12 protein-coding genes, 11 tRNA genes and 1 pseudogene are annotated in these 20,855 nt (G+C 28.4%); 5 read left to right on the top strand and 19 right to left on the bottom strand.

Features of this window, described 5'->3' with window-relative positions:
- Positions 1-304: 304 nt before the first annotated feature.
- The 17 genes and pseudogenes from AC0B4S_RS00600 to rplM all read right to left on the bottom strand — a co-directional run bounded on the left by AC0B4S_RS00600 (position 305) and on the right by rplM (position 7,190).
- Positions 305-823 carry a PTS sugar transporter subunit IIA gene (locus AC0B4S_RS00600; RefSeq protein WP_465101193.1) on the bottom strand — a complete coding sequence of 173 codons (519 nt, stop codon included), beginning with the start codon at positions 821-823 and terminating at the stop codon, positions 305-307.
- A 114-nt stretch (positions 824-937) separates the two neighbouring features.
- Positions 938-1,011 (bottom strand) — tRNA-Gly (locus tag AC0B4S_RS00595).
- 64 nt (positions 1,012-1,075) lie between these two features.
- Positions 1,076-1,151 (bottom strand) — tRNA-Phe (locus tag AC0B4S_RS00590).
- A 5-nt stretch (positions 1,152-1,156) separates the two neighbouring features.
- A tRNA-Asp gene (locus AC0B4S_RS00585) sits at positions 1,157-1,232 on the bottom strand.
- A 3-nt stretch (positions 1,233-1,235) separates the two neighbouring features.
- Positions 1,236-1,312, bottom strand: a tRNA-Met gene (locus AC0B4S_RS00580).
- A gap of 20 nt (positions 1,313-1,332) precedes the next feature.
- Positions 1,333-1,425: transfer RNA gene (locus tag AC0B4S_RS00575), tRNA-Ser, on the bottom strand.
- 8 nt (positions 1,426-1,433) lie between these two features.
- Positions 1,434-1,509, bottom strand: a tRNA-Ile gene (locus AC0B4S_RS00570).
- A 19-nt stretch (positions 1,510-1,528) separates the two neighbouring features.
- A tRNA-Met gene (locus AC0B4S_RS00565) sits at positions 1,529-1,605 on the bottom strand.
- Positions 1,606-1,610: 5 nt separating this feature from the next.
- Positions 1,611-1,687 (bottom strand) — tRNA-Ala (locus AC0B4S_RS00560).
- A 5-nt stretch (positions 1,688-1,692) separates the two neighbouring features.
- Positions 1,693-1,769 (bottom strand) — tRNA-Pro (locus tag AC0B4S_RS00555).
- Positions 1,770-2,028: 259 nt separating this feature from the next.
- A pseudogene (locus AC0B4S_RS00550) lies at positions 2,029-2,523 on the bottom strand (IS30 family transposase); the annotation flags it as partial.
- 27 nt (positions 2,524-2,550) lie between these two features.
- The gene (locus AC0B4S_RS00545; RefSeq protein ID WP_465101192.1) at positions 2,551-3,213 is read right to left on the bottom strand and encodes a hypothetical protein; all 663 of its coding nucleotides are present in this window, start codon (positions 3,211-3,213) and stop codon (positions 2,551-2,553) included.
- 126 nt (positions 3,214-3,339) lie between these two features.
- A complete protein-coding gene (locus AC0B4S_RS00540; RefSeq protein ID WP_465101191.1) occupies positions 3,340-4,071 on the bottom strand; it encodes a glycerophosphodiester phosphodiesterase family protein in 732 nt (243 codons plus the stop codon).
- The gene (locus AC0B4S_RS00535) at positions 4,064-5,524 is read right to left on the bottom strand and encodes an MFS transporter (protein WP_465101190.1); all 1,461 of its coding nucleotides are present in this window, start codon (positions 5,522-5,524) and stop codon (positions 4,064-4,066) included. The genes AC0B4S_RS00540 and AC0B4S_RS00535 overlap by 8 nt, the downstream gene beginning before the upstream one ends.
- A 699-nt stretch (positions 5,525-6,223) precedes the next feature.
- Positions 6,224-6,300, bottom strand: a tRNA-Ile gene (locus AC0B4S_RS00530).
- A 57-nt stretch (positions 6,301-6,357) separates the two neighbouring features.
- The gene (rpsI, locus tag AC0B4S_RS00525; protein ID WP_465101189.1) at positions 6,358-6,753 is read right to left on the bottom strand and encodes a 30S ribosomal protein S9; all 396 of its coding nucleotides are present in this window, start codon (positions 6,751-6,753) and stop codon (positions 6,358-6,360) included.
- Positions 6,754-6,755: 2 nt separating this feature from the next.
- On the bottom strand, positions 6,756-7,190 hold the full coding sequence (gene rplM / locus AC0B4S_RS00520; protein ID WP_465101188.1) for a 50S ribosomal protein L13: 435 nt from the start codon (positions 7,188-7,190) through the stop codon (positions 6,756-6,758).
- 232 nt (positions 7,191-7,422) lie between these two features.
- Between rplM and AC0B4S_RS00515 the strand changes: the two genes are divergently transcribed.
- Positions 7,423-7,498, top strand: a tRNA-Thr gene (locus tag AC0B4S_RS00515).
- Between the two features lie 60 nt (positions 7,499-7,558).
- On the opposite strand, the gene AC0B4S_RS00510 is transcribed toward AC0B4S_RS00515, so the two are convergent.
- Positions 7,559-7,870: a thioredoxin family protein gene (locus AC0B4S_RS00510; protein WP_465101187.1), complete on the bottom strand. Its 312-nt coding sequence runs from the start codon at positions 7,868-7,870 to the stop codon at positions 7,559-7,561.
- A 208-nt stretch (positions 7,871-8,078) separates the two neighbouring features.
- Positions 8,079-9,455 (bottom strand): M17 family metallopeptidase, encoded by a 1,377-nt coding sequence (locus AC0B4S_RS00505; protein WP_465101186.1) that lies wholly within the window; start codon positions 9,453-9,455, stop codon positions 8,079-8,081.
- A 56-nt stretch (positions 9,456-9,511) separates the two neighbouring features.
- Between AC0B4S_RS00505 and AC0B4S_RS00500 the strand changes: the two genes are divergently transcribed.
- The 4 genes from AC0B4S_RS00500 (at position 9,512) to AC0B4S_RS00485 (ending at position 20,835) form a co-directional block, all read left to right on the top strand.
- A complete protein-coding gene (locus AC0B4S_RS00500) occupies positions 9,512-12,925 on the top strand; it encodes a hypothetical protein (RefSeq protein WP_465101185.1) in 3,414 nt (1,137 codons plus the stop codon).
- 75 nt (positions 12,926-13,000) lie between these two features.
- Entirely contained in the window at positions 13,001-17,845 is a 4,845-nt protein-coding gene (locus tag AC0B4S_RS00495; RefSeq protein WP_465101184.1) for an MGA_1079 family surface serine endopeptidase, read from the top strand.
- A gap of 169 nt (positions 17,846-18,014) precedes the next feature.
- On the top strand, positions 18,015-20,081 hold the full coding sequence (locus tag AC0B4S_RS00490; RefSeq protein WP_465101183.1) for a S8 family serine peptidase: 2,067 nt from the start codon (positions 18,015-18,017) through the stop codon (positions 20,079-20,081).
- The gene (locus AC0B4S_RS00485; protein WP_465101182.1) at positions 20,071-20,835 is read left to right on the top strand and encodes a hypothetical protein; all 765 of its coding nucleotides are present in this window, start codon (positions 20,071-20,073) and stop codon (positions 20,833-20,835) included. The genes AC0B4S_RS00490 and AC0B4S_RS00485 overlap by 11 nt, the downstream gene beginning before the upstream one ends.
- Positions 20,836-20,855: the final 20 nt, after the last annotated feature.

The raw sequence follows: 20,855 nt of genomic DNA, 5'->3' as shown, positions 1-20,855 counted from the left end.
GCAATCAAGGGAGGGGGGGTTAAAAATCTTTTTGCTTCATTTTAAAATTTTGTAGTTAATGTAATGATATACATAATTATGTCTTAATTTTTTAGACAGTAAAAACATCAAAAAATATATAAATTTTCCAATTTAGTTGCCAAAGAAGAAAAAAATTTTTTGGTTTGTTTTTTCATTATCTTTTTTTTGCAACAAAAGCATCATAATATAAATCAAAAAATAAAAAAAGATTAACCCCAACAGTCTGGGCAGAAAATTAAAAATGTAGTTCAAAAAAGTAGTTATTCTACAATCTTAAACCAAATTATTTATAAATACTTATAATTGCTTGTTTGGGATCAACAATTGCTCCTGCCATGAAATCCTCATATTCAACTTGAGTTGCATTACTTTCAGGTAATACTAAAACAATTGCATCTGTGTTAATGCCTTTATCTCTCAATTTATTTAAATCAATTTTAACTAATGCATCACCTTCGCGCACTTCTTTACCTTCTTCAACTAAGGCTTCAAAAGCTTCCGGCAGGCTTAAAGATTCAACCCCTAAACTAATAAGTACCTTAACACCTTCCTTAGTTTTTAAAACATAGGAATTTAATGATGGAAAAATTAAATCCAAAACTCCTGATATAGGTGCTTTAATAATTATATATTGCAATGAATTGCTAAATTCAATTGCAAAACCTTCACCAAGACTATGATAATCATAGTTGTAATGCGATACATCTGCAAGAGATTTAATTTTACCTTCAAAAATAGGGAATACTTTTGTGATGGTTATTGCTTTCTTTTTTTTCTTAATTAAGTTGCTAAAAATACCCATAAAACCCCCAAATATTCTTATATTTTATTATTTTACACATTTATTTATTTTATAGAAGCAAAAAATATAAAAACAAACCGCTATTGCGGTTTGAAAAGATGGTCACACATGAAATGGAGCGGGTGAAGGGAATCGAACCCTCATAGTCAGCTTGGAAGGCTGAAGTTCTGCCATTAAACTACACCCGCATTATTAATTCATTAATATTATAGCAGAAAAATATTTAAATACTAATGAAAATTTTGATTTTTTTGGTGGCCCCGGCAGGAATCGAACCAGCGACACACAGAGCTTCAATCTGTTGCTCTACCAACTGAGCTACAGGGCCAAAAATGGCGGTCCAGACGGGGATCGAACCCGCGTTCTCCTCCGTGACAGGGAGGCGTATTAACCACTTTACCACTGGACCTTATGGTTGCGGAGACAGGACTCGAACCTATGACCTCCGGGTTATGAGCCCGGCGAGCTACCAAACTGCTCCACTCCGCGATATATAAATAAAATAATGGTGGCGGGTGATGAGGGATTTGAACCCCCGCGGGCCGTGAAGCCCCTGCTAGTTTTCAAGACTAGTCCCTTCAGCCAGACTTGGGTAATCACCCATTATTTTTGGTGGACCTAACAGGATTCGAACCTGTAACCGACCGGTTATGAGCCGGTTGCTCTAACCGTTGAGCTATAGGTCCAAAATTTAATTAATATTTATGGTAGCACCGAAGAGAGTTGAACTCTTGACCTTCCGGGTATGAACCGGATGCTCTAACCAACTGAGCTACAGTGCCATATATGGTGGAGAGTATGGGATTCGAACCCACCACCTCCTGCGTGCAAGGCAGGCGCTCTAGCCAAATGAGCTAACCCCCCATAAATGGTGAAGAAGACAGGATTTGAACCTGCGGCCACTACAGCCCAAATGTAGTGCTCTACCAAGCTGAGCTACTTCTCCGTTATTTTTAGGCTTTATAATTATACAATAGTTCTTAAAAAACGTAAATATTTTTTTATATTTTTTAATTATGTTTTTTGGAAAAGTCACATTCAAGATATTAACAAAATAATTGTCTTTTAATTTTAACATAAATTTTACATAAAAAAATGTATGCTAAAACAGAAAACACGGTAGTGCTTTCTCGTTGGTTTTGCTTACTTTTGCCAAAAGTAAGGCCCCTTTGATTGCAATCAAAGGCGGGGGATTAAAAAAATTTTTAGGTTATCTTGTATTGCCGTACAACTTGTCGGTAGTTATTTATTTTTTCCATCATATAATCAATTTCTTGCTGAGAGTATTTATCTAAGCTTTTTCCTTTGGGAATGTAATACCTAATTAAGCGGTGCATATTTTCTATTGAACCTTTTTGTCATGAACTATATGGTTGGCATTTAAATAATCTTTCAGTTGGAATGACCTGGTGCAATAAGACATTTTCACTACCATTATCAACTGTTAAAGTTTTAATCTCTAAGCTATGTTTCTTGATTAGTTTGACAAGAGTTTGTTTGATAGCTTTGGAGTTACGTTTTGAAAGCATAGCATAAGACATTCTGGTTTGCCGTTCAATTATGGTTACAATACAATATGTATCATTGATTTTGCCAATAACAGTGTCTAATTCAAAATGGCCATGTTCAGAGCGATCATTAATATAAGCTGGACGTTTTGAAATTTCTGTTGCATATTTTAATGTTTTAGATTTGGTTTGCTTTTGCTTCCGTGCACCATATTTTCCTTAAGATTTTCTAACAATATGGTCAAATTCAAGGAAATAAGGGTATTTTTTAATTATTTTATAAATTGTACTAGGTGAAGGAGCAAATTCATCAGGTGATATTTTTTTAAAAGAATTGACAAGGTAGGTAACTGATTTCTTAACTTCTTTTTGCTGTAAATTTTTTTTATTTCTATTTTTATTGTATGTATTAAGTTCACTATACCAATACTTTCTGTAGGCCTTTCATTTCTCTTTAATTGCATCACTTACAAAAAAGAGTCGCAAAAATGAATAGCCTAATAAATGTTCGTATAGTTTGGTAAAATTAAGGGTTTTAACACGCATTACTCTTTTTAAGCACTTAGGACAAACATAGCGATTGTGTTTATCTAAACTCAATAGTCTGTGATTTGTAATAATTTCAATTTTACTTTTTATACTTCGAACGTCTCTATCAAAAATCTTGGCTACTTCTTGGATTGAGAAGCCTTCAGAAAGTTCTTGTAAAATATTATAAAGTTGTTCTAGATCGATTTGATCTGATCGTAATTTTCGTTGTGCCCCAAGAGCTCCTTGCATTTTCAAGATAGTGTTGTAATTCTCTTCAATTTTAAAATGTTGATATTTATTTTCTTTTCGATATTTGTCAAAAACACAAATATATTTTTCTAAATTTTTCATATAATTTTAAGGTCTCCTTTAATTTTTGAAAATTTATTAATACCATTATTTTATTACAAGGCAGACAAAAACAATGTCACATGCAAAAAACTTGCATGTGACATTTCTAATTAATATCTTTTTTTGTTATCTAGTTTTGTCAAATTTGTAATTGCTAATTTGAGCATACACCATATCGTCTTTGCGATATTCAGAATATTTTAAGTCACTTTTTATAGTTCAAAGTAATAATGGTAAGCCAATTTCTTTGTAACGTGCTTTGTCTTTATCGTATAAAACTGTTCATGGGTGAAGAAATTGGCACACTTCCTTGATTTCTTTTAACTCAATCTTTTTAAATTGTGATTCAGTTCAGAATAAAAATCCTAGTAAAAATCTCTCATTTAATAGTCTCATGTTACGTAAGGTTTGGAAATTAAATGATGAGAAGATAATTTTTTCAAAGAATTTATCACCATATTTTTCAGCTAATTTATTAATCTTAGACTCAATTCCATAATATGGTTTTTGGTCAGTTTTAATCTCAATATTGATTAATTTATATAGATCTAAATATTTATCTAAAAATTCTTCTAAAGTTAGGATAGTTTGTTTTCTAGTTTTTACTTTAAAGAATTCACTATGGTCATCTTTTCTAAGTTCATATAATGTGCTATGTTCAATTTCTCTATCAACTAAAGCGGTGCGTTTAGTATTTTCATCATGAATAATAACTAATTCTTTGTCTTTAGTTAAATGAACATCAATTTCTACTCCATCAAAGTCATATTGATAAGCCATTTCAAAAGCTAAATCAGTATTTTCAGGTGCGATTGCTGAATATCCACGGTGTGCTAAAAGTAATTGTTTTTTAGGCATTTTCAAGAGTTCTCCATCTGTGATTTGTTTTACCTAGTTTTTTAAGTTCTTTAACATTTGATATGTATACAGCTAAACCAGCTAATACCCCTAGTAATGCAATAGATAAACAAATCACTAAAATAATTTGATAACCAACAACTGATGTGTTAGTTGAACCTGCTGGTGTATAGGCTTTCCCTACAGCACCAGTTATTTCATATAATCATGCATCAATTGAGAAACCAATAAATGATAATACACCTACACTTGAAGCATATGAATTTTTTTCAATTTCAATTTCACCAATTTGAGCATATCTTAAAGTTACCATTGCTCATGATAAAACACCAGCAATGATAAATAATGCAGATGTTAAAACGATAATAAATATATCAGTTGATGTCTTTGTATATGTAGCCGCAGTTAAACCTTTAAGATCTGGGGCTCCATATCCTGTAAGAATAATTGCACCAACAACTATAATTCCAATTCCTGTTGCAATTAATAAGAATAAGATGTATGATCTAAATTTATCAGCTCAACGACCAATAAAGGTTGATACAATACTTCTAAGTCCGTATGTTCTAATTCCTCCTAGCACTGCTGCTAAAATAGCTGGTGCTAAGAATGCGTTGTTTAAAAGTTGTACTAAGTAGTATGCAAAGACACTTTGGAATGTATACATTCCCATTAAGAATACAGATAAAGCTCAAAGTTTTCAGTTTTTCATTGCTTTGAAAACTTGAATAATGCTTTTCTTTACTCTTGCTCATGACATTTTTTCAGTGTTTTTTTCCATTGGTAATTCAGGTACCATGAATAACACTAAAAATGAGGTAAGGATTAAAAATCCTGCGATACAGAATGCATAAACTGCGAAAGGAAGCTGTGCATTATCTGTGTCAACAACTTTAGGTGATCAAACATTGGTAATTAATAGTCCTAGTAAGAATACTAAAAATAATCCGATTACACCATTTGCTGTACCTTGAATCCCATAAGCTAAACCTTGGTTTTCTTTAGTTGTTTGTTGTGAAACAAGTTTTCAAAGTGGTGTCCAGAAAACTAAAGTAGATGAAACCCCTCATAGCCCTCAAATAGTTGCATATTGTCCAAATAATGAATCTGGAGATTGTGATTTAGCATTTAAAATGGTAATTCCAAATCAAACTGTGATTGCCCCAGTTGAAAAAACAGCGGATCAAAGTAATCATCTGGAACTAAATTTATTAGCTAAAAATCCTCCTGGTAGTTGTGTTGCTAACGTAACTCAACCAATAATAGCAGTTAGTCTCGCTACCTGATCTTCCCTTATATTTAAATAAGTATGTAAGTTAGGAATAATATTTTTAATATAGTAAGGGGCTGCAATAACAAATACATCAGCAGCCGCCAAAATAATTAAAGCTATAATTTGTTTGTACGTTAATCCTTGCAGTGATTTTTTAAATTTCTCTAAATAACCCTTCATATTTATACCTTTCTATTTAAATATTTATTTAATTTAAAGTTTATGTGTGAACAAATTGCTATTTTATAAATTTTTAGTATTATACTTGGTCTAATAGTATTTTAATTAATATGGGAATATTTTGAATTAGTGATATCACCATTGCATATTGTATAAACTTCTATAAAGGTTGCAAAAATGAAAATACTAAATTAATTTTAAGGTCTTGACTTTAATAATTAGCTTTGTTCAAGACATCTTTATATTATTTGTATTTTCATTATAATAAACTTTAAATTTAGAGTTATGAATCTTTTTAAAAGCAATAATATTTTAACTTATATTACGAAAATAAATAAAATAAGCACATAAATAATAGTTAAAGCATAATTCTATTGTTAGATTCATAACTATCTTTTTTGTAAATTTTTTAAAACTTACATATAAATTATATTAAAAAAAAAAAAAAAACTTATATCTTTGTTTGATATGTCAAGCTCTGAAAGCATATAAATACAGTATTTAAAGTGGTTTTATTCCTCTAACTTTTAAACCTCATAAGTAATAAAAAGTATACATTTAATCCTAAAACTTTATAAATTTCTTGTTTTTTATTTTGTATAAAAATATAATCCACAAATATTTTCTTAAAAAAATAAAAAATAAAATAAATGAAAAAAAACAAGTTTTTGCAAACTCGTTTTGGGTCAAATTATGAAATGGTGCGAACGAATGGACTTGAACCATCGACCTCACGATTATCAGTCGTGTGCTCTAACCAGCTGAGCTACGCTCGCATTAGTAAGACTATTATACCATATTTTTGAATAATAGTCAAATATTTATTATTAAAATTAACGTTTTGAAAATTGTCTTGCACGACGGGCTGCTCGTAAACCAGGTTTTTTACGTTCTTTAGCACGAGCGTCTCTAGTAAGCATACCAGCAGCTTTTAAAACTGGGCGGTAATCAGCACTAGCTTCTAACAAAGCACGAGCAATACCTAATCTAATAGCACCAGCTTGCCCGCTTAAACCACCACCTTTTACTTTAACTGAAACATCGAATTGACCTGTTGTTTCTGTTAATACAAATGGTTGATTAGCATCTTTTAAGTAAATATCTGAAGTTAAGTATTCACGAGCATCTCTAGAGTTAACAATGAATTTTCCTGCACCCTTTGTTAACTTAACACGGGCTACTGAAGATTTTCTTCTACCTAAAGCTTTAAATTCTAAATTTGCTGACATAATTATTTAACCTCTAATCTTTCTGGTTGTTGTGCTTCATGCTTGTGATCTGGTCCTGGATAAATAAATAAATTACGACGCTGTTTGTTCCCAAGTTTAGTGTGTGGTATCATACCATGCACAGCTTTTTCAATTAAAGCAGCAGGTCTTTTTACTCTTAATTTTGCAGCCACAATGCTTTTAAGTCCACCAGGATAGCCTGAGTGTGAGTAGTAAACTTTATTTTCTTCTTTTTTACCAGTTAAAACTACTTTTGCGGCATTTATTATGATAACATTATCACCCATATCTGCATTTGGAGTAAAAGTTGGTTTGTGTTTTCCTCTAAGTACTGAAGCAACAAAAGCTGATAGACGTCCTACAACTTGTCCTTCTGCATCAATTACGTACCATTTTTTATCTGCTTTTTGTGAATTAACTATCGTTGTTTGTCTCATTCTTCCTCCACGTTAATTTGTAAACTTATAATATTATAGTTGTATGATTTTTTTAAATTTGCCTAGTTATTATATCATAAACATTAAAATATTAAAATTTTTATTTTGTTAAATTATTTACATTAAGTTTATGTATAAAAATCAAATCAAATATTTAAGTATTATAATATATAAATACAAAAATTAAAAAAATATTTGCATTTTAATTTTATTTGTTATAATTAATTCATATGCCGTCATAGCTCAGCAGGTAGAGCACATCCATGGTAAGGATGGGGTCGCTGGTTCAAGTCCAGTTGTCGGCACCACTATTTTTTTAAAAAATACAAAAACCAAGTTTTTAGTCTTGGTTTTTGTATTTTTTAAGATTAAGATTTTAAAAAATTGTCTAATTCAGTACTTAGTTGTGCAACATTACGGTATCCTAAAAGGCTACCTACTTTGGTTCCATTTGAATACAATTCTGTATATGGAATTGATGCAACATTGTGAGCTATTGCCATTTCTTTGTTTTCTTCAATATTAACTCTAACAACATCAATGTTGAATTTTTTTGAAAATTCTTCTAGGGTGTTTTTGAACATTTTGCAAGGACCGCATCATAAAGCGTGGAAAACAAGTATTTTTTTTCCGTCTTTAATTAATTCTTGGGCTTGTTGACTATTTACTTCGTGTAACATTTTTCTCCTTTGTGATATTTTTATGTAAATTTAATACTATTAATTATATAATAAAAATAAAAAAGGAGCAATTAATTATTAAAAATAAATATAAAAAACTTTTTTATAGCAAAGAAGTTTAATCTTAGTGAATTTTTAAACAAAATATTATAAATTAATATGAAAATATTCAGAGCAATATGATGTTCTGAATATTTTAAATACAAAATTATTTTTTGTTTAATGCAAGTTGGGTTAATGTTTTAACCATAACACCAGTAGGGCGTCCGCCTTGTTCAGCAGTACCAGCAACATCTAAGTGAATATATTCAACACCTTCTGTAAATTCTTTTAAGAACATAGCTGCTGAAGAGCTTCCACCACCTGCTCCACTTAAATCAGTATTTTTAAGGTCTGCAACTGGGGTATTTTTAATTTCCTTAGCAAAGGCTTCATCAAGAGGCATTCTTCAAACTAGTTCTTTTTGTGTATCGGCCGCTTCTTTTAGTTCATTTCATGCTTTATCACTAGTCGCTCAAACTCCCGTATATGTGCTTCCAAGCGCGACTAGAATAGCACCAGTTAAAGTAGCCACATCCACAATTTGAGTAGCTTTTAAATTTCTAACAGCATAAGTAATACCATCAGCCATTACTAAACGACCTTCAGCGTCAGTATTATTAATCTCAACTGTTTTACCATTCATACTTTTTCAAACTGTATCTGGCAATGATGCATCCCCGTTAACTCTGTTGTCTGTAATACACATAACTGCTGCAACATTTGTTTTTGGTTTTAGTTGAGCAATTGCCTTCATTGCACTAGCAACAAATACTGAACCTGACATATCAAATTTCATACCAATCATTGAGCGACCAGGTTTTAATGAATACCCACCAGAGTCAAATGTAATACCCTTCCCTACATAAACTGTTTTGTCATTTGAATCAGGATTCCCATTATACTCAATAACTACAACACGTGGTTCATACATACTTCCTTTGTTAACTGAAAGCAATAACCCCATTTTTAAATCTTCAATTTCTTGTTTATTTAAAACTCTAATGCTTAAATTATCATATTGTTTAAGATCTTCATAAACAACTTCTGCTAATTTTTCAGAATTTAAAATATTTGGTGGTGTGATTTGTAAATTACGTGCAAAATTTACAGATTCAGATAAAATAACTGCTTTATTTAATGCGTCTTTATATAAAGATTCATCTTCTTTTGAATAAAAACTCATTTGGAATACTTCTGGTTTTTTTCCTGTTTTAGCATTATAAATATCAGCATGCACATAGTTATATGCTTGAACAAATGCTGAAACTACTTCTGGTAAGGTAACATTTCCTTTAACAAATGAATCTAGGCAAATTTGGTAGGCTCTTGCTTGGGCTGTAAAAAATCCTTTTGCAAAGCTTTGAATTGAATTATAGGTGTAATCTTTTAATTCTCCTAAATATGCAAAAGATTCATTATTTGAAAAATAGTCAGTAACTGCATTTGCTTTTTTAATTAAATTGTCAGGTAATTCATTATCTTTAAAAATAGCTTTTAATAATAAATCACCATTTTTTGTATTATCAATTTTCTTAATAAACATAATTCCTTTCTAACATAATATATTTTACATTAATCCTAATCTGTTAAAATATAAATATGAAAAAAAATAAGTTTATTATATTACCAATTTTATTAAGTTCAATTGTATCAGGTAGTTTAGGTTTTATTGCTTGTACTCAAACACCAAACCCCCAACCTGAACCTACTCCAAAACCTGACTATCAATTAACCTCATTTAACAATACGAATAAAACTCAGACATCTTTAGAATTTTCAATTCAAATCTCTAATCTAAGCCAAAATGATCAACTAAAAATTACACTTAATAATAATGACTATGATTTTTTAGTTTCCAATTTAACTAAATTATCAAGGGAAAACCAATTCCAAATCACAATTAATAATTTAAGCACTGATACAGAATATAATGTTAAAGAAATAAAAGTTAATAACAATAAAGTTTTGGTTATAAACCAAAACTTTAGAACACTTAAAGCAGAAAACAGCAATATTATAAAAGCCCCAGAAAATCCAATTCCTCCAATAATTACAGATCCTAATAAAGATAATTCAAAACCACAAGATCCAAGTGATTCAGATAAGAAGAATGATGATAAAGTAAATCCACCACAAGATCCTAAAGATACTGATGGTAATACAAAATCAAATGATCCAAAAGAATCTTCATTACTATCAACAATAATTGATAGAATAACTAAAACATCTGCATCTGTAATAGTTACTTTTGATCAAGTTCAACCAACTAGTATATATAAATTAGTAGTTACCGATTCAAGCGATCAAGAAAAACAATATTCATCTTTAAGTATTGATGGTAACTTAATTACTTTTAAACTTGATAATTTAACACCAGGTTTAAATTATCAAGTTAAAAAAATGACAGTAAATTTACCAACAGCTTCTGAATATAATATTAACCAAAGTTTTAAAACAAAAAATGAAGAATCATTTGAAGTTAAAAATATTGAACTAAAAGAAGTATTAGATTCAGAGGCGAAAATACGGGTTAATTTTACAACGAGTATTTTAGAAGATGAAAATAATCAAAACTATGATTTGACATATATTAATTTATATGGTGATATTGAAAAAACAAATCTATCTTCTTCAAATAAACTACTTACAGATGAATCAGGAAATTACATTGAATTTTTATTATCTAATTTACAATTTAGTTCATTTTATCAACTAAAAAACTTATATATTAATAATAAAACTTATGAATTAAATAATGCACAAAAAGCAGGAGATAAATGAAAAAATGAAAGTGTTTTAACCTTTGAAACATCACCATATAGCAAACCAATTACTTATGAATCAATTGGTCTAACCTTTAAGAGTGAACAAACAACAGACGGAACTTCTGATAAGGCATATCTTTCTTTAGAAGGCCTTAATAATCAATTTGAAATAAATGAAGAATATGTTGTGCAATTTTCATTTAAAGATAAAGAATCTCAAAAAGAATTTAGTGCTAATTTAAATATTAGTAAACAAAAATATCATGATTTTAAAAATTTTGAATTTACATTATTTGAAGTTTCCGATTGGGATGATTTAAAAGGCTTTACCTTCTTGCCCAAAAATAAAAATGTTGAACTTATTGGTATTGGAATAGACACAAAAAAATATTATGAAGAAAATACAGATGATACTAACTCAAAACTTAGAATTCAAATTAAACCCGCAAATGGTAAGACCTATGAATTTAGTACTAATTCAAGTTATGATAATTACGATCAAAGCGAACTTACATATGATAAAAATACAAAATTATTAAAAGTAACCTCAAATATTGCAATGGTTCAAAGTAGCGCCCAACCTACTAATGTCCAATTTGTTTTATCATCTAATTACGGTGCATCGTGAACCTTACCAGCAACTAAAGAAAATGATAAATGAAGTGCTAAAATAGATAATTTAGATTTTAACGGTAAAATTTTCTTATCAAAAGTTAAAGCCGATAATAAAGACATTAGACCAAAAAGTTCAAATGATGCTAACAAAGAAGTTACTAATAATCAAGATATAACTCAACAAAACCTTGCTATTTCTTCAATTTCGACAACAAATAATAATAAATCAACAGTTACAATTAACTTCTCACAAAATTTACCAAAACATTATCTAAGTAATGTTAAACCAATCTTTGTGTATTATGAAGAAGGCAATGAAAATAATGTATTTGAAACACATATACAAAATGCTTCAAATAACCAAAATTCGTTGAGCTTTGAAACTTATTTAAAACCAAACGTTAATTACAAAGTTAAATATTTATTTTATAATAATCAATATTTAAAAACTGAAACAACATTTAAACGTGAAAAATATACTTCAACAAGTCAGTTAGATATTCAAAATCAATGAACTAATATAAAAACAACCCTTGAATTAAATCAAAAATGATGAGCATCAGCAGCTAAGAGAAAAATTGTTGATAAAGCTACATTATTGTCATTAGTGAAAGATATTAATATTAATTATGATGATGAAGTTAATTTCATCATTGACAATAGCTATAATTCATATGATGATGCTAAAGGAAACTTACAACTTAAAATTAAGATAAATTATAAAGATTATCAAAGTGATTTTAAAACATTTACAGTACTCAACTTATTTACAAAAAACGATTTTAACCCTAATAATTCTACAATTGATTTAAATAACTTAATCTGAATTTCTGAACAAGGTTTATCAAAATCAACTGGTGATTTTGATAAAACATTTGGTGCCGGATACGATGATAAAAACGATTTATCATATTCATTTGGTAATAAAACTAAGTGAATTGACCTGCAAGATCCTAAATTAAATGAATTTGTTGTAATAAGTGAAAGATTTAAAAACTATGATGATAGTAAATTCATGCTTTACTTTACAAAATTTACAGATGTTAAAGATGTTTATCAACCTCACAAAACTTCGCCTTATGCAATGTATGGAATGTTAAACTATCGTATTAATGCTTGATTTGATAGTTATAATAAGAATAATAAAAATGCAAAGCCAGAAATTAAATATGCATTATTTACAGAGCCAGCATTAATTACCGGATATAATAACTATAGTCAAAAAGAAGTTAGTGATTATCTTACATATCTTGAAGCCCATTTAATTAAATACTCAAAAACCCATTGAGATGAATTTAATAAAACATATGGCTTTAATGATTCTTCTAAAGGCTTATCACCAGAGGCTTTAAAAGAGAAAATTACATCAGGCGGATGAAACGAACTTTTAAAATATACAAACCTAGAAAGATTGCTAACAAGATTGACATATTTTGTTAAAAATTCATATAATCCAGTTATTACCAATGAATTACATGCATTTAATATTATTAATGTTGAAACTGTTAAACTAGGTAATAACAATTATTTAAGAATTAACTTCAATATTAAGGCAATCTTATCAAATAATAAAAACTTTGAAAATGTTTTAAATGCTAGAGCATTAACACTTGATTTTTTAATTAAAAATTAGACTAAACCTTGCTTATCTAGCAAGGTTTTTCTTTATTTATTGTAAAATAATTACAATAAATAAATGTGAGGTTTTATGCATAAAAAGAAACAGTTAGTTTTAATAGGATCTTTTATAACATTGCTACCAGTTATAGTAATGAGTTGTAATAGTACTCAAAGGCTTGAAAGTGAAGATAAAATTAAGGATCGTAATTATCAAAAGATAATTAGTTTTTTCAATAATCAAAATAGAAAACAGTTAAATATATTACAAAATAATATTACACAAACAAAAGAACCTATTTCAGACAATAAAGCTCATATTCTAATAAATTTTGCATCGCAATATCTCAATATCTTAGATACTAAGCTTGAAAGTCTTTATTCAGATATTGATCTTAACCACAAAAACTTTAATTCAATTAAAACAAAACTCCAAAAATATGACAAGATTATTAATACAACCTCATTAAACTTAAATAATTTAACTCATGAATTACTAGAAGAAATTAAACAAACTCATTCTGATATTCAAGCATACAATGAATTAGTGATTGAGAAAAACAAAGAATTAGATAACTTTGTAAACGAAGCGAAGAAGCTTAATCTTAGTAATAAAGTTGTTAAAAACTTTTTAAATTCTGCAATTTATAAATTATTTAATTTAAATAAAGAAATTAAGAATCCTTTGGAGTTGATTAAAGAAATTGATAATAATATTACAAAACTAAATAGTTTGTTTAATTTTGTATTTAGTTTAAATAACGAACCTTTAATTGTGCAATTAAATAAAGTTAAAATATTTCTTGAGGAAAACTTGTCAATAAATAACATATCTTCCTATAATAATGAATTAAAAAATAACTTTATTTCCTTAACTAATTACATTATTGAAAATAATCTAATAGCACATGATGTAAAGAAGGCTAAGGATGAGTTATTTAAAACTGTTGAATCTTCAAATATTTCATCCGTGGTTAAACAATCCTTAATATCTAAGATTCAAAACATTTATAACTTAGAGGGTATTTATCAATTAAAAGCAAAACTAAATCACCTTGAAACAAGCCAAGTTGTTGAACTAAGAAATTCTTTAATTCAAACAATAGAAGAAGCACAGTTAACACAAAACAATAAAGATGATTTGAAAGATTTACTTAATACTTATAGTTTTAAATCATTAAATACATTTAATGAAGAATTTACTAAATTTCTCCAAATATTTGCACAAGTTAATAATAAACTAACGAGCATTGAAACATATATTAAAAATGAATACCAAGGTTCACAAAAACTAGTTTTAGATTATTACAAAGAAAAAGCAAAATATAATAAATTATTTACAGGTGGCTTATTAGATAAAATCTCGCTAGTTTCAATGCAATCAAATATCGAATCTTTTGAAACTTTATTACAAACTTATCAAACTCTTGATACTAATCTAAAACAAAACAAGGAGCAAGATTCCAAACCACTACTAGATTACTTCAAAGATGATGCAGGTGAGAGACTAAAATTTGAATATGATGAATTAGGTAAAAAATATGACCTCGAAAAATATTCATATTCAGCATCATATACTTTTGAAAATACAAAGTTATTCTTTGATGTGCATGATAATGAATATATTAATTATCAAATTACAAACCTAGAATTAGACCCAAGCAATTGAAATACTTTAAATGTAGAAGTTAAAGTAATATTAAAACCTAATCCAGACATAAACTACACTTATAATTTCTCAAAAACATTCACTAGAGATGTTACTCAATACATTGACAAAATTAACCTTTGACACATTGATGAGAATTTTAATGTAAATTATGATAATTTAAAAAAATTAAAAGAAAGTGATTTTCTAAACTTAAGTTTTGAAGATAAACTTTCTTACTTTAAACCTAAATCAAGAAAAATTTCAAAATTCTTTACGTATCAATTTCTTGATGATTTCGAAAATAGAAATGGACAATTATATGTAACATTAAGAGTTTTATTTAATAACCAAATAATACGAGAAATAAAACGGCCAACACTGCATAAAGTGGAATTTTGAAATAATCAAGGATCATACCAAAATTATCTTGATGAAATACATAAAGCAAAGATCTTGAAAATCCTTGAAGGAACTTCATCTACATTTTTCAATTCTTTAAAATTTAAACCAAATACAAAAACCACTCATGAAATCTATCTTGCTTCTGATGCAATCAAAGCATTCAATGATTCATATATTTTGCCTAAATTTGGTAAATATGAATTATTTATTAAAGATGTTATTAATATTGATGATTGAAATGGAACAGCACAATTAATTCTCTGATACAAAAAAGATGGAGTTGAAGTGCCAATTGATGATAATCAAGATATTTATAAAAACCCTATTAAAATTAACAATTTCAAATTACTTAACTTCTTTGACTTAAAGCCTAAAGGCGAAATCTTTACTGCAGAAGACTTTAAAGATGCAACAGCCCCAGATCAAAATATTATTAATTTAATTAACTCAGTTAATGAATCAAACTTTACTCCAAGGCTTACTTCATCAACTAAAGTAGAACCTGATTTTAGACTTATCAATGTTCAAGATTTAATTGACCAAAAAGCATTTGTACACATGGAATATTTAATGTTGATTAATAATACAGGTACAGATAATAAAGGCGTAAATCACGATGATAAAGCATATGTTCCATTAGATAACAAATATTATGATAAAGATATAGAGGTTAATGTAACAAATATAAGCACATTACGAGGAGATTATTTCCTAGTTTGATATGATGTAAAACGTGTTGGTAAGCGTGGTATGTCATTTAAACTTGGATGAATTATGAAAACTGATCAATCAATTAGATATACTAATGGGAAAGAATATACCTTAATTAATTTAGTTAACGATTACCAACAACACCACTACCCAGAAATCATGGTTAATAATATAAAACTAAGCGATTTAGATATTAATTATGAAGTCTTAAAAACTAAAACAGCCGATCAATGATCAGATGATTTAGCAGGACTAGAAAAAATAATTAAATTAAAAACTAATGCACAAGGTGAAATTGAATATAAAAATTATTCATTGCCAGTAAAAATCTTCAAAATAAATGGTATTAAACGTATTACCTTTGATGAAGCATACGTTAGTTTTAAAGTTCAAGATAAAAACAATAATTGAATTAATGGTAATACATGGTACAAAATAAAAGGATTTGCTTTAAGTCAAACGAATAATTTATACGAAAGTTTTACATGAAGAAATTCAAATTTAAGAACAATTCAAGATTCGCTAAATTCAATTACCCGCAAGCGTGTAATTGAACCAATCTGAGATGATTTATTATGAGATATTAATACTCGTACTAATATTGCATCATGAACCTTTAAACGCAAGTATCTTGAACAAACCTTACTTAAACCTAATGCTAGAAATAGAAATATTAAATTTAATATACACGCTAATTCATTAATCAATGATAACCAAAAAACTCAACGCATTAGAAATAACGATAGTACTATAGCTTTAAATGTAGATTTAGATAATTTAATTGCTTCTAAGACACTTAAATATATTAGAGAAGCTAAAACCAATACAGACAAAACTTTTAAATATATAGTAAGTCTCACCTGAAATGAAACAACTGGTATTGAGTTTAAAATATATATGGAAGATAACTCATATAAAATCATCGTTGATGAACCAGAAACTCAAATTGGTTTTCAGGACAATTTTGAGAAACAACGGGCATTTTTAATATTACCTGCTGCCGTAAGTGCAAGCATTCAATATACAAATGATGAAGAATTAGAAGATTTTGGAATATATCAAAACCGCTTTGATTATAGTCATATGGAATATAATCAATTCAACCAACCTATTACAATTTTCTCAGATTGAGAATATTTAGCTAACCGTGATGTCTATCAACCAAACCAAAATGTATCCTTCAAATTACATGAAGGATACAAAATGGATGCTGAATACATGCGCCTGGAAGAATGGCGTAATTGAGATGTTGTGGAAAATGCTTATTTAAGAACAATAGTAGATACAGGGGGGGGTAATTTAGGTACTGGCGGATTTTTATCCAAAACAAATAATGATCCAAATAATGCTACATTTTACTATTTGACAAACATGCATATTGCAAAACAAGAAGCAAGTAATTGAAATGATGTTATTGATGACTCATTCCTGCATAAACATGCAGGAAACACATATTACCTTCCTTTTCAATTAATTGGAAGTGACTTAGAAAGACAAAAACATTATTCTATAACTCACAAATATCCAAATGTTAATGTTAAACCTTTATGACTTTCTATGAATCAAGTATCTAAAGATGGTAGTAAAGAAGGAAATAATGATATGCTTATCTCAGTAATGGATTTAAATGAAAAAATGAGTGAAGCACTAAGTAATGGGCATATGGACCTAGTTTTAAGAACAAATAAACTTATGAGTCAATCTAATATTGGTCTAGATGTTCCTTCTAAATTTAGAATTCCTTCAGTTCCAATGATTTGGGAAGCTACAACACTAGGTTTTCCTACTAAGAAAACTGCTGGATCTATTATTCGAAGACCATTATGAATTGATGATAACCGCTATGCTACAGGATGACGTAACTACTATTCACATATCTTTACAGGTGGAGGTGCATCAGGAAGTCCTGTATGAATTATAAATAATGGAAAACTTAACTATTTTGGTATTCATACAGCTGGTACTGGCGGATATATGGGAGACGGTCAATTTGCAGTATTTTATAGTTATGACACTCGTGATTATAATCTTTTTGGTGTTAATTATGAAAATAAGAATCCTCTTTCTTTGCAAAACTATAGATCTTTATCATCCCAAATTCTTAAAGCTCATTTATTTGATCCTGCAAATTATGATCTACCTTGATTTTTAAAACAAGTAAGCGAAGATTAAGATTCCAAAAACAATAATCAGAAACAAATTTTTCAAATATGATATAATTATTATGTGCAAAATTAACAAACCATAGTTCTTTGAAAATATATATTCAAAACTTTCAAATATTATGGTGGTTATTTTTGCACTTTTTATATAGTTATGCAAAAGAAAAAGGAATTTATATATGAGCAAGAAAAAATTTAAAAATATTATATTTACATTAGGATGGGTCACTACAGGTCTTGTAACCTGAGTTTCTTTAAGCAATTTTGGTTTTATCCAAAAAGTTAATGCATGGTATGATAAATTTTCAGGAAAAAAATTCGAAATTAGGGAGCAAAAAGCCTTTCTTATCCAAAGCGACAATGCAGAAAATGAGGAAGTATTTCTTAACAATGATTTTGAACTTAAATTATTGTTAAACCCAGGAAATGGTGTTACGGACGAAAAAGAAATTAAAGTATATAATAATAATTTTGTAAAAAAAGTTGAAAGCAATCAATTAAAATATAAATCATTTGTAATAAGTGAAATGATACCTATTGTATGATTTTATTTTGATAATGAAAATGATAGAGAAAAATTTGTTGGTTTTATTAAGAATTGGCAAGAAATTCATAAATTTATTCTTTTTAAAAATGATAATATTTCAGATCTTGAATCAACAAATGGTAAAAATCCTTATTCAAATTCGTATGGAATATCTGATTATGTTCGAGGACTTGATGAATTTAGAAAAACCTTGGATAATAACCGACAGATCGTTAACATGCCTTTATTTAATTTTGAATACTATAACCACCCAGTAATAAATATCAATATTGGTGTTATAGAATCATGAGAAAATCCAATTGATAAAAGGTATCTTGAATATTTCAATAACAATATAAGAGTTAATGATTTTAGCTCAAAACCAAAAGACGAAAAGGAAAATAGTTCACATTCAACATTAGTTTCTATGGTAATAGGTGGAATGTACGGTGTCGACAAACATTCTAAAATATTTCTGGAAACATTTGAAAGCTATGATAGTTATTGGACTAAAACTATCGAAAAATTAGCAATATGAGGTGTTAAAATTATAAACCATAGTTATGGTCCTTGGCTAAAAAAAATAGACAAAAAAACAAAAAAAGAATACATAAATCCTCATTATTTTTACAGTTATAATGAAGACTCTTACTTCCTTGATTATATATCACGAAGATATGGCATAATTAATGTTATTTCAGCTGGAAATGATGGGGAAGACGATAGACATTTAATTTCAAACGAAAAACTATCATTTAACTCAGTAGTTGTGGGAGAACTAAATACATGATCATCTAAATACAACATACCAAGTAATACTATTAGAGCTACATCTAATTATAAATTAAGAGAAGAATACAAAAATTTAGCTAAACCTTTAGTTGTTGCACCAGGGTTATTATATGATCCAGTATATAATATAAATAAATATACAGCAGGTACAAGTTTTGCCGCACCACTGATAACTGGACTTATATCTAATTTATTAAAATATAAAGAAAATATAAGGTATAGCGATGTAATTGTACCTATTGTTAAATCCGTTTTATCAGCTTCTGCAGTAACTCCAAAGGTCAAGGATTTAGAATATAAAAAAAGTGGTTATGCTGTCAAATATGGTGCTGGTACAGCAGACTTCCAAAAAATGTTAGAAGCTGCAAACAACCATAGAATTGTAAGAATTAAACCAACACAAGATACTGGTTATGTATTTTCAAGTAAAGAAATAAACTTAGAAAAAAATCAAATAATAAAAGTATCTAGTTCGTGAACTTTTAATGCTGGTGTTTTAGATTCAAATGAAAAAAGACCAGCATACACACCCGATACAAGTTGATGAAATTCAATAGCAAATTTCTTCTCTCCAGCTAGAAGACAAGCACAAGAAGAAGAAAAGAAAAACATATTAGCCCAGGCAGCACTTTGAGATTTAACTCATAGGAATGAAAGACATATAACTAAAACTGAGATGTTAAGGATTCAAGACAACAGTTGATTTACAGATTATGATTTATATCTTGAAAGGAAGGATGAAAATGGTAAGTGAGTGCAAGTCCAACAAGTGACCTCTTCATTCAGCAATGATGAATTGTTAGAATATATAGCTCCTGAGTCCGGAACATTTAGATATAGAATTTATAAATATACTAAAAATTCATTCTCTAATTCAGTTCATGATTTAATTGCTGTTACGCACGTTGTGAGAGATAATGAAAATTAAAAGATTTTTAACTTTGGTTGCGTGTTCTTTAATTCCGCTAGCACTATATTCATGTTCTGAAAATACAAAACCACAAGAGCCAGAAAGACCATTAACACCACAGGAAAAAAGGGAAGCCTTGGATGATAAAATTAGAGAAATAGGTTTTCATCTTAAAAGAGTTACAACGGAGCACATAACATTTAAGTCCTTTATTCCGGAAAAATGAGATACTAAAACATTTAAAGAAGTAAGGGAAACGACCCAAGTCCAAAAAGTTTTTAATGAAAGTTTTTTCAAAGATTATAAAAATAAAAAAGGTTTAGATCTTATAGAAATTTCTACAAGACAAGATTTTGAAAATCTTATAATCAAAAGATTTAAGGAAATACATAATTATCCTGGAATCAACATAACAGATGAAGATATAAAAGAATCCTTTGAAAGTTTTTATTTAAAAAATCAAGATGTATACAAAGTTTTAGATACAAAAAATATTTATATTGATACTTCGCTTGATGGTTGGTGGGAAGTGGGAATAATATTTTTTATTGATGATAATACCATTACAATTAATTATGTAATGGACCCACACGGTCCACCTGCAAAGCCCGGGGTTTCTGATACATCTGTGAAGTGGGCCGTGTTTAGCCTTCCCAAAAATAAAGAAATAATAGAAAAGACCTTTTATCCAACAATAGAAAAATCCTTTGAACAAAATGCACAAGAGTATATCGATTGATACAATAATAAATTCAAAAAGTATTACAACTAATTTTTATATAATATTTTAAG

The sequence above is a fragment of the Mycoplasma sp. 6934 genome (genome assembly GCF_055523595.1).
The sequence above is the reverse complement of the archived record's forward strand: the minus strand, read 5'-3'. Positions and strand labels throughout refer to the sequence as shown.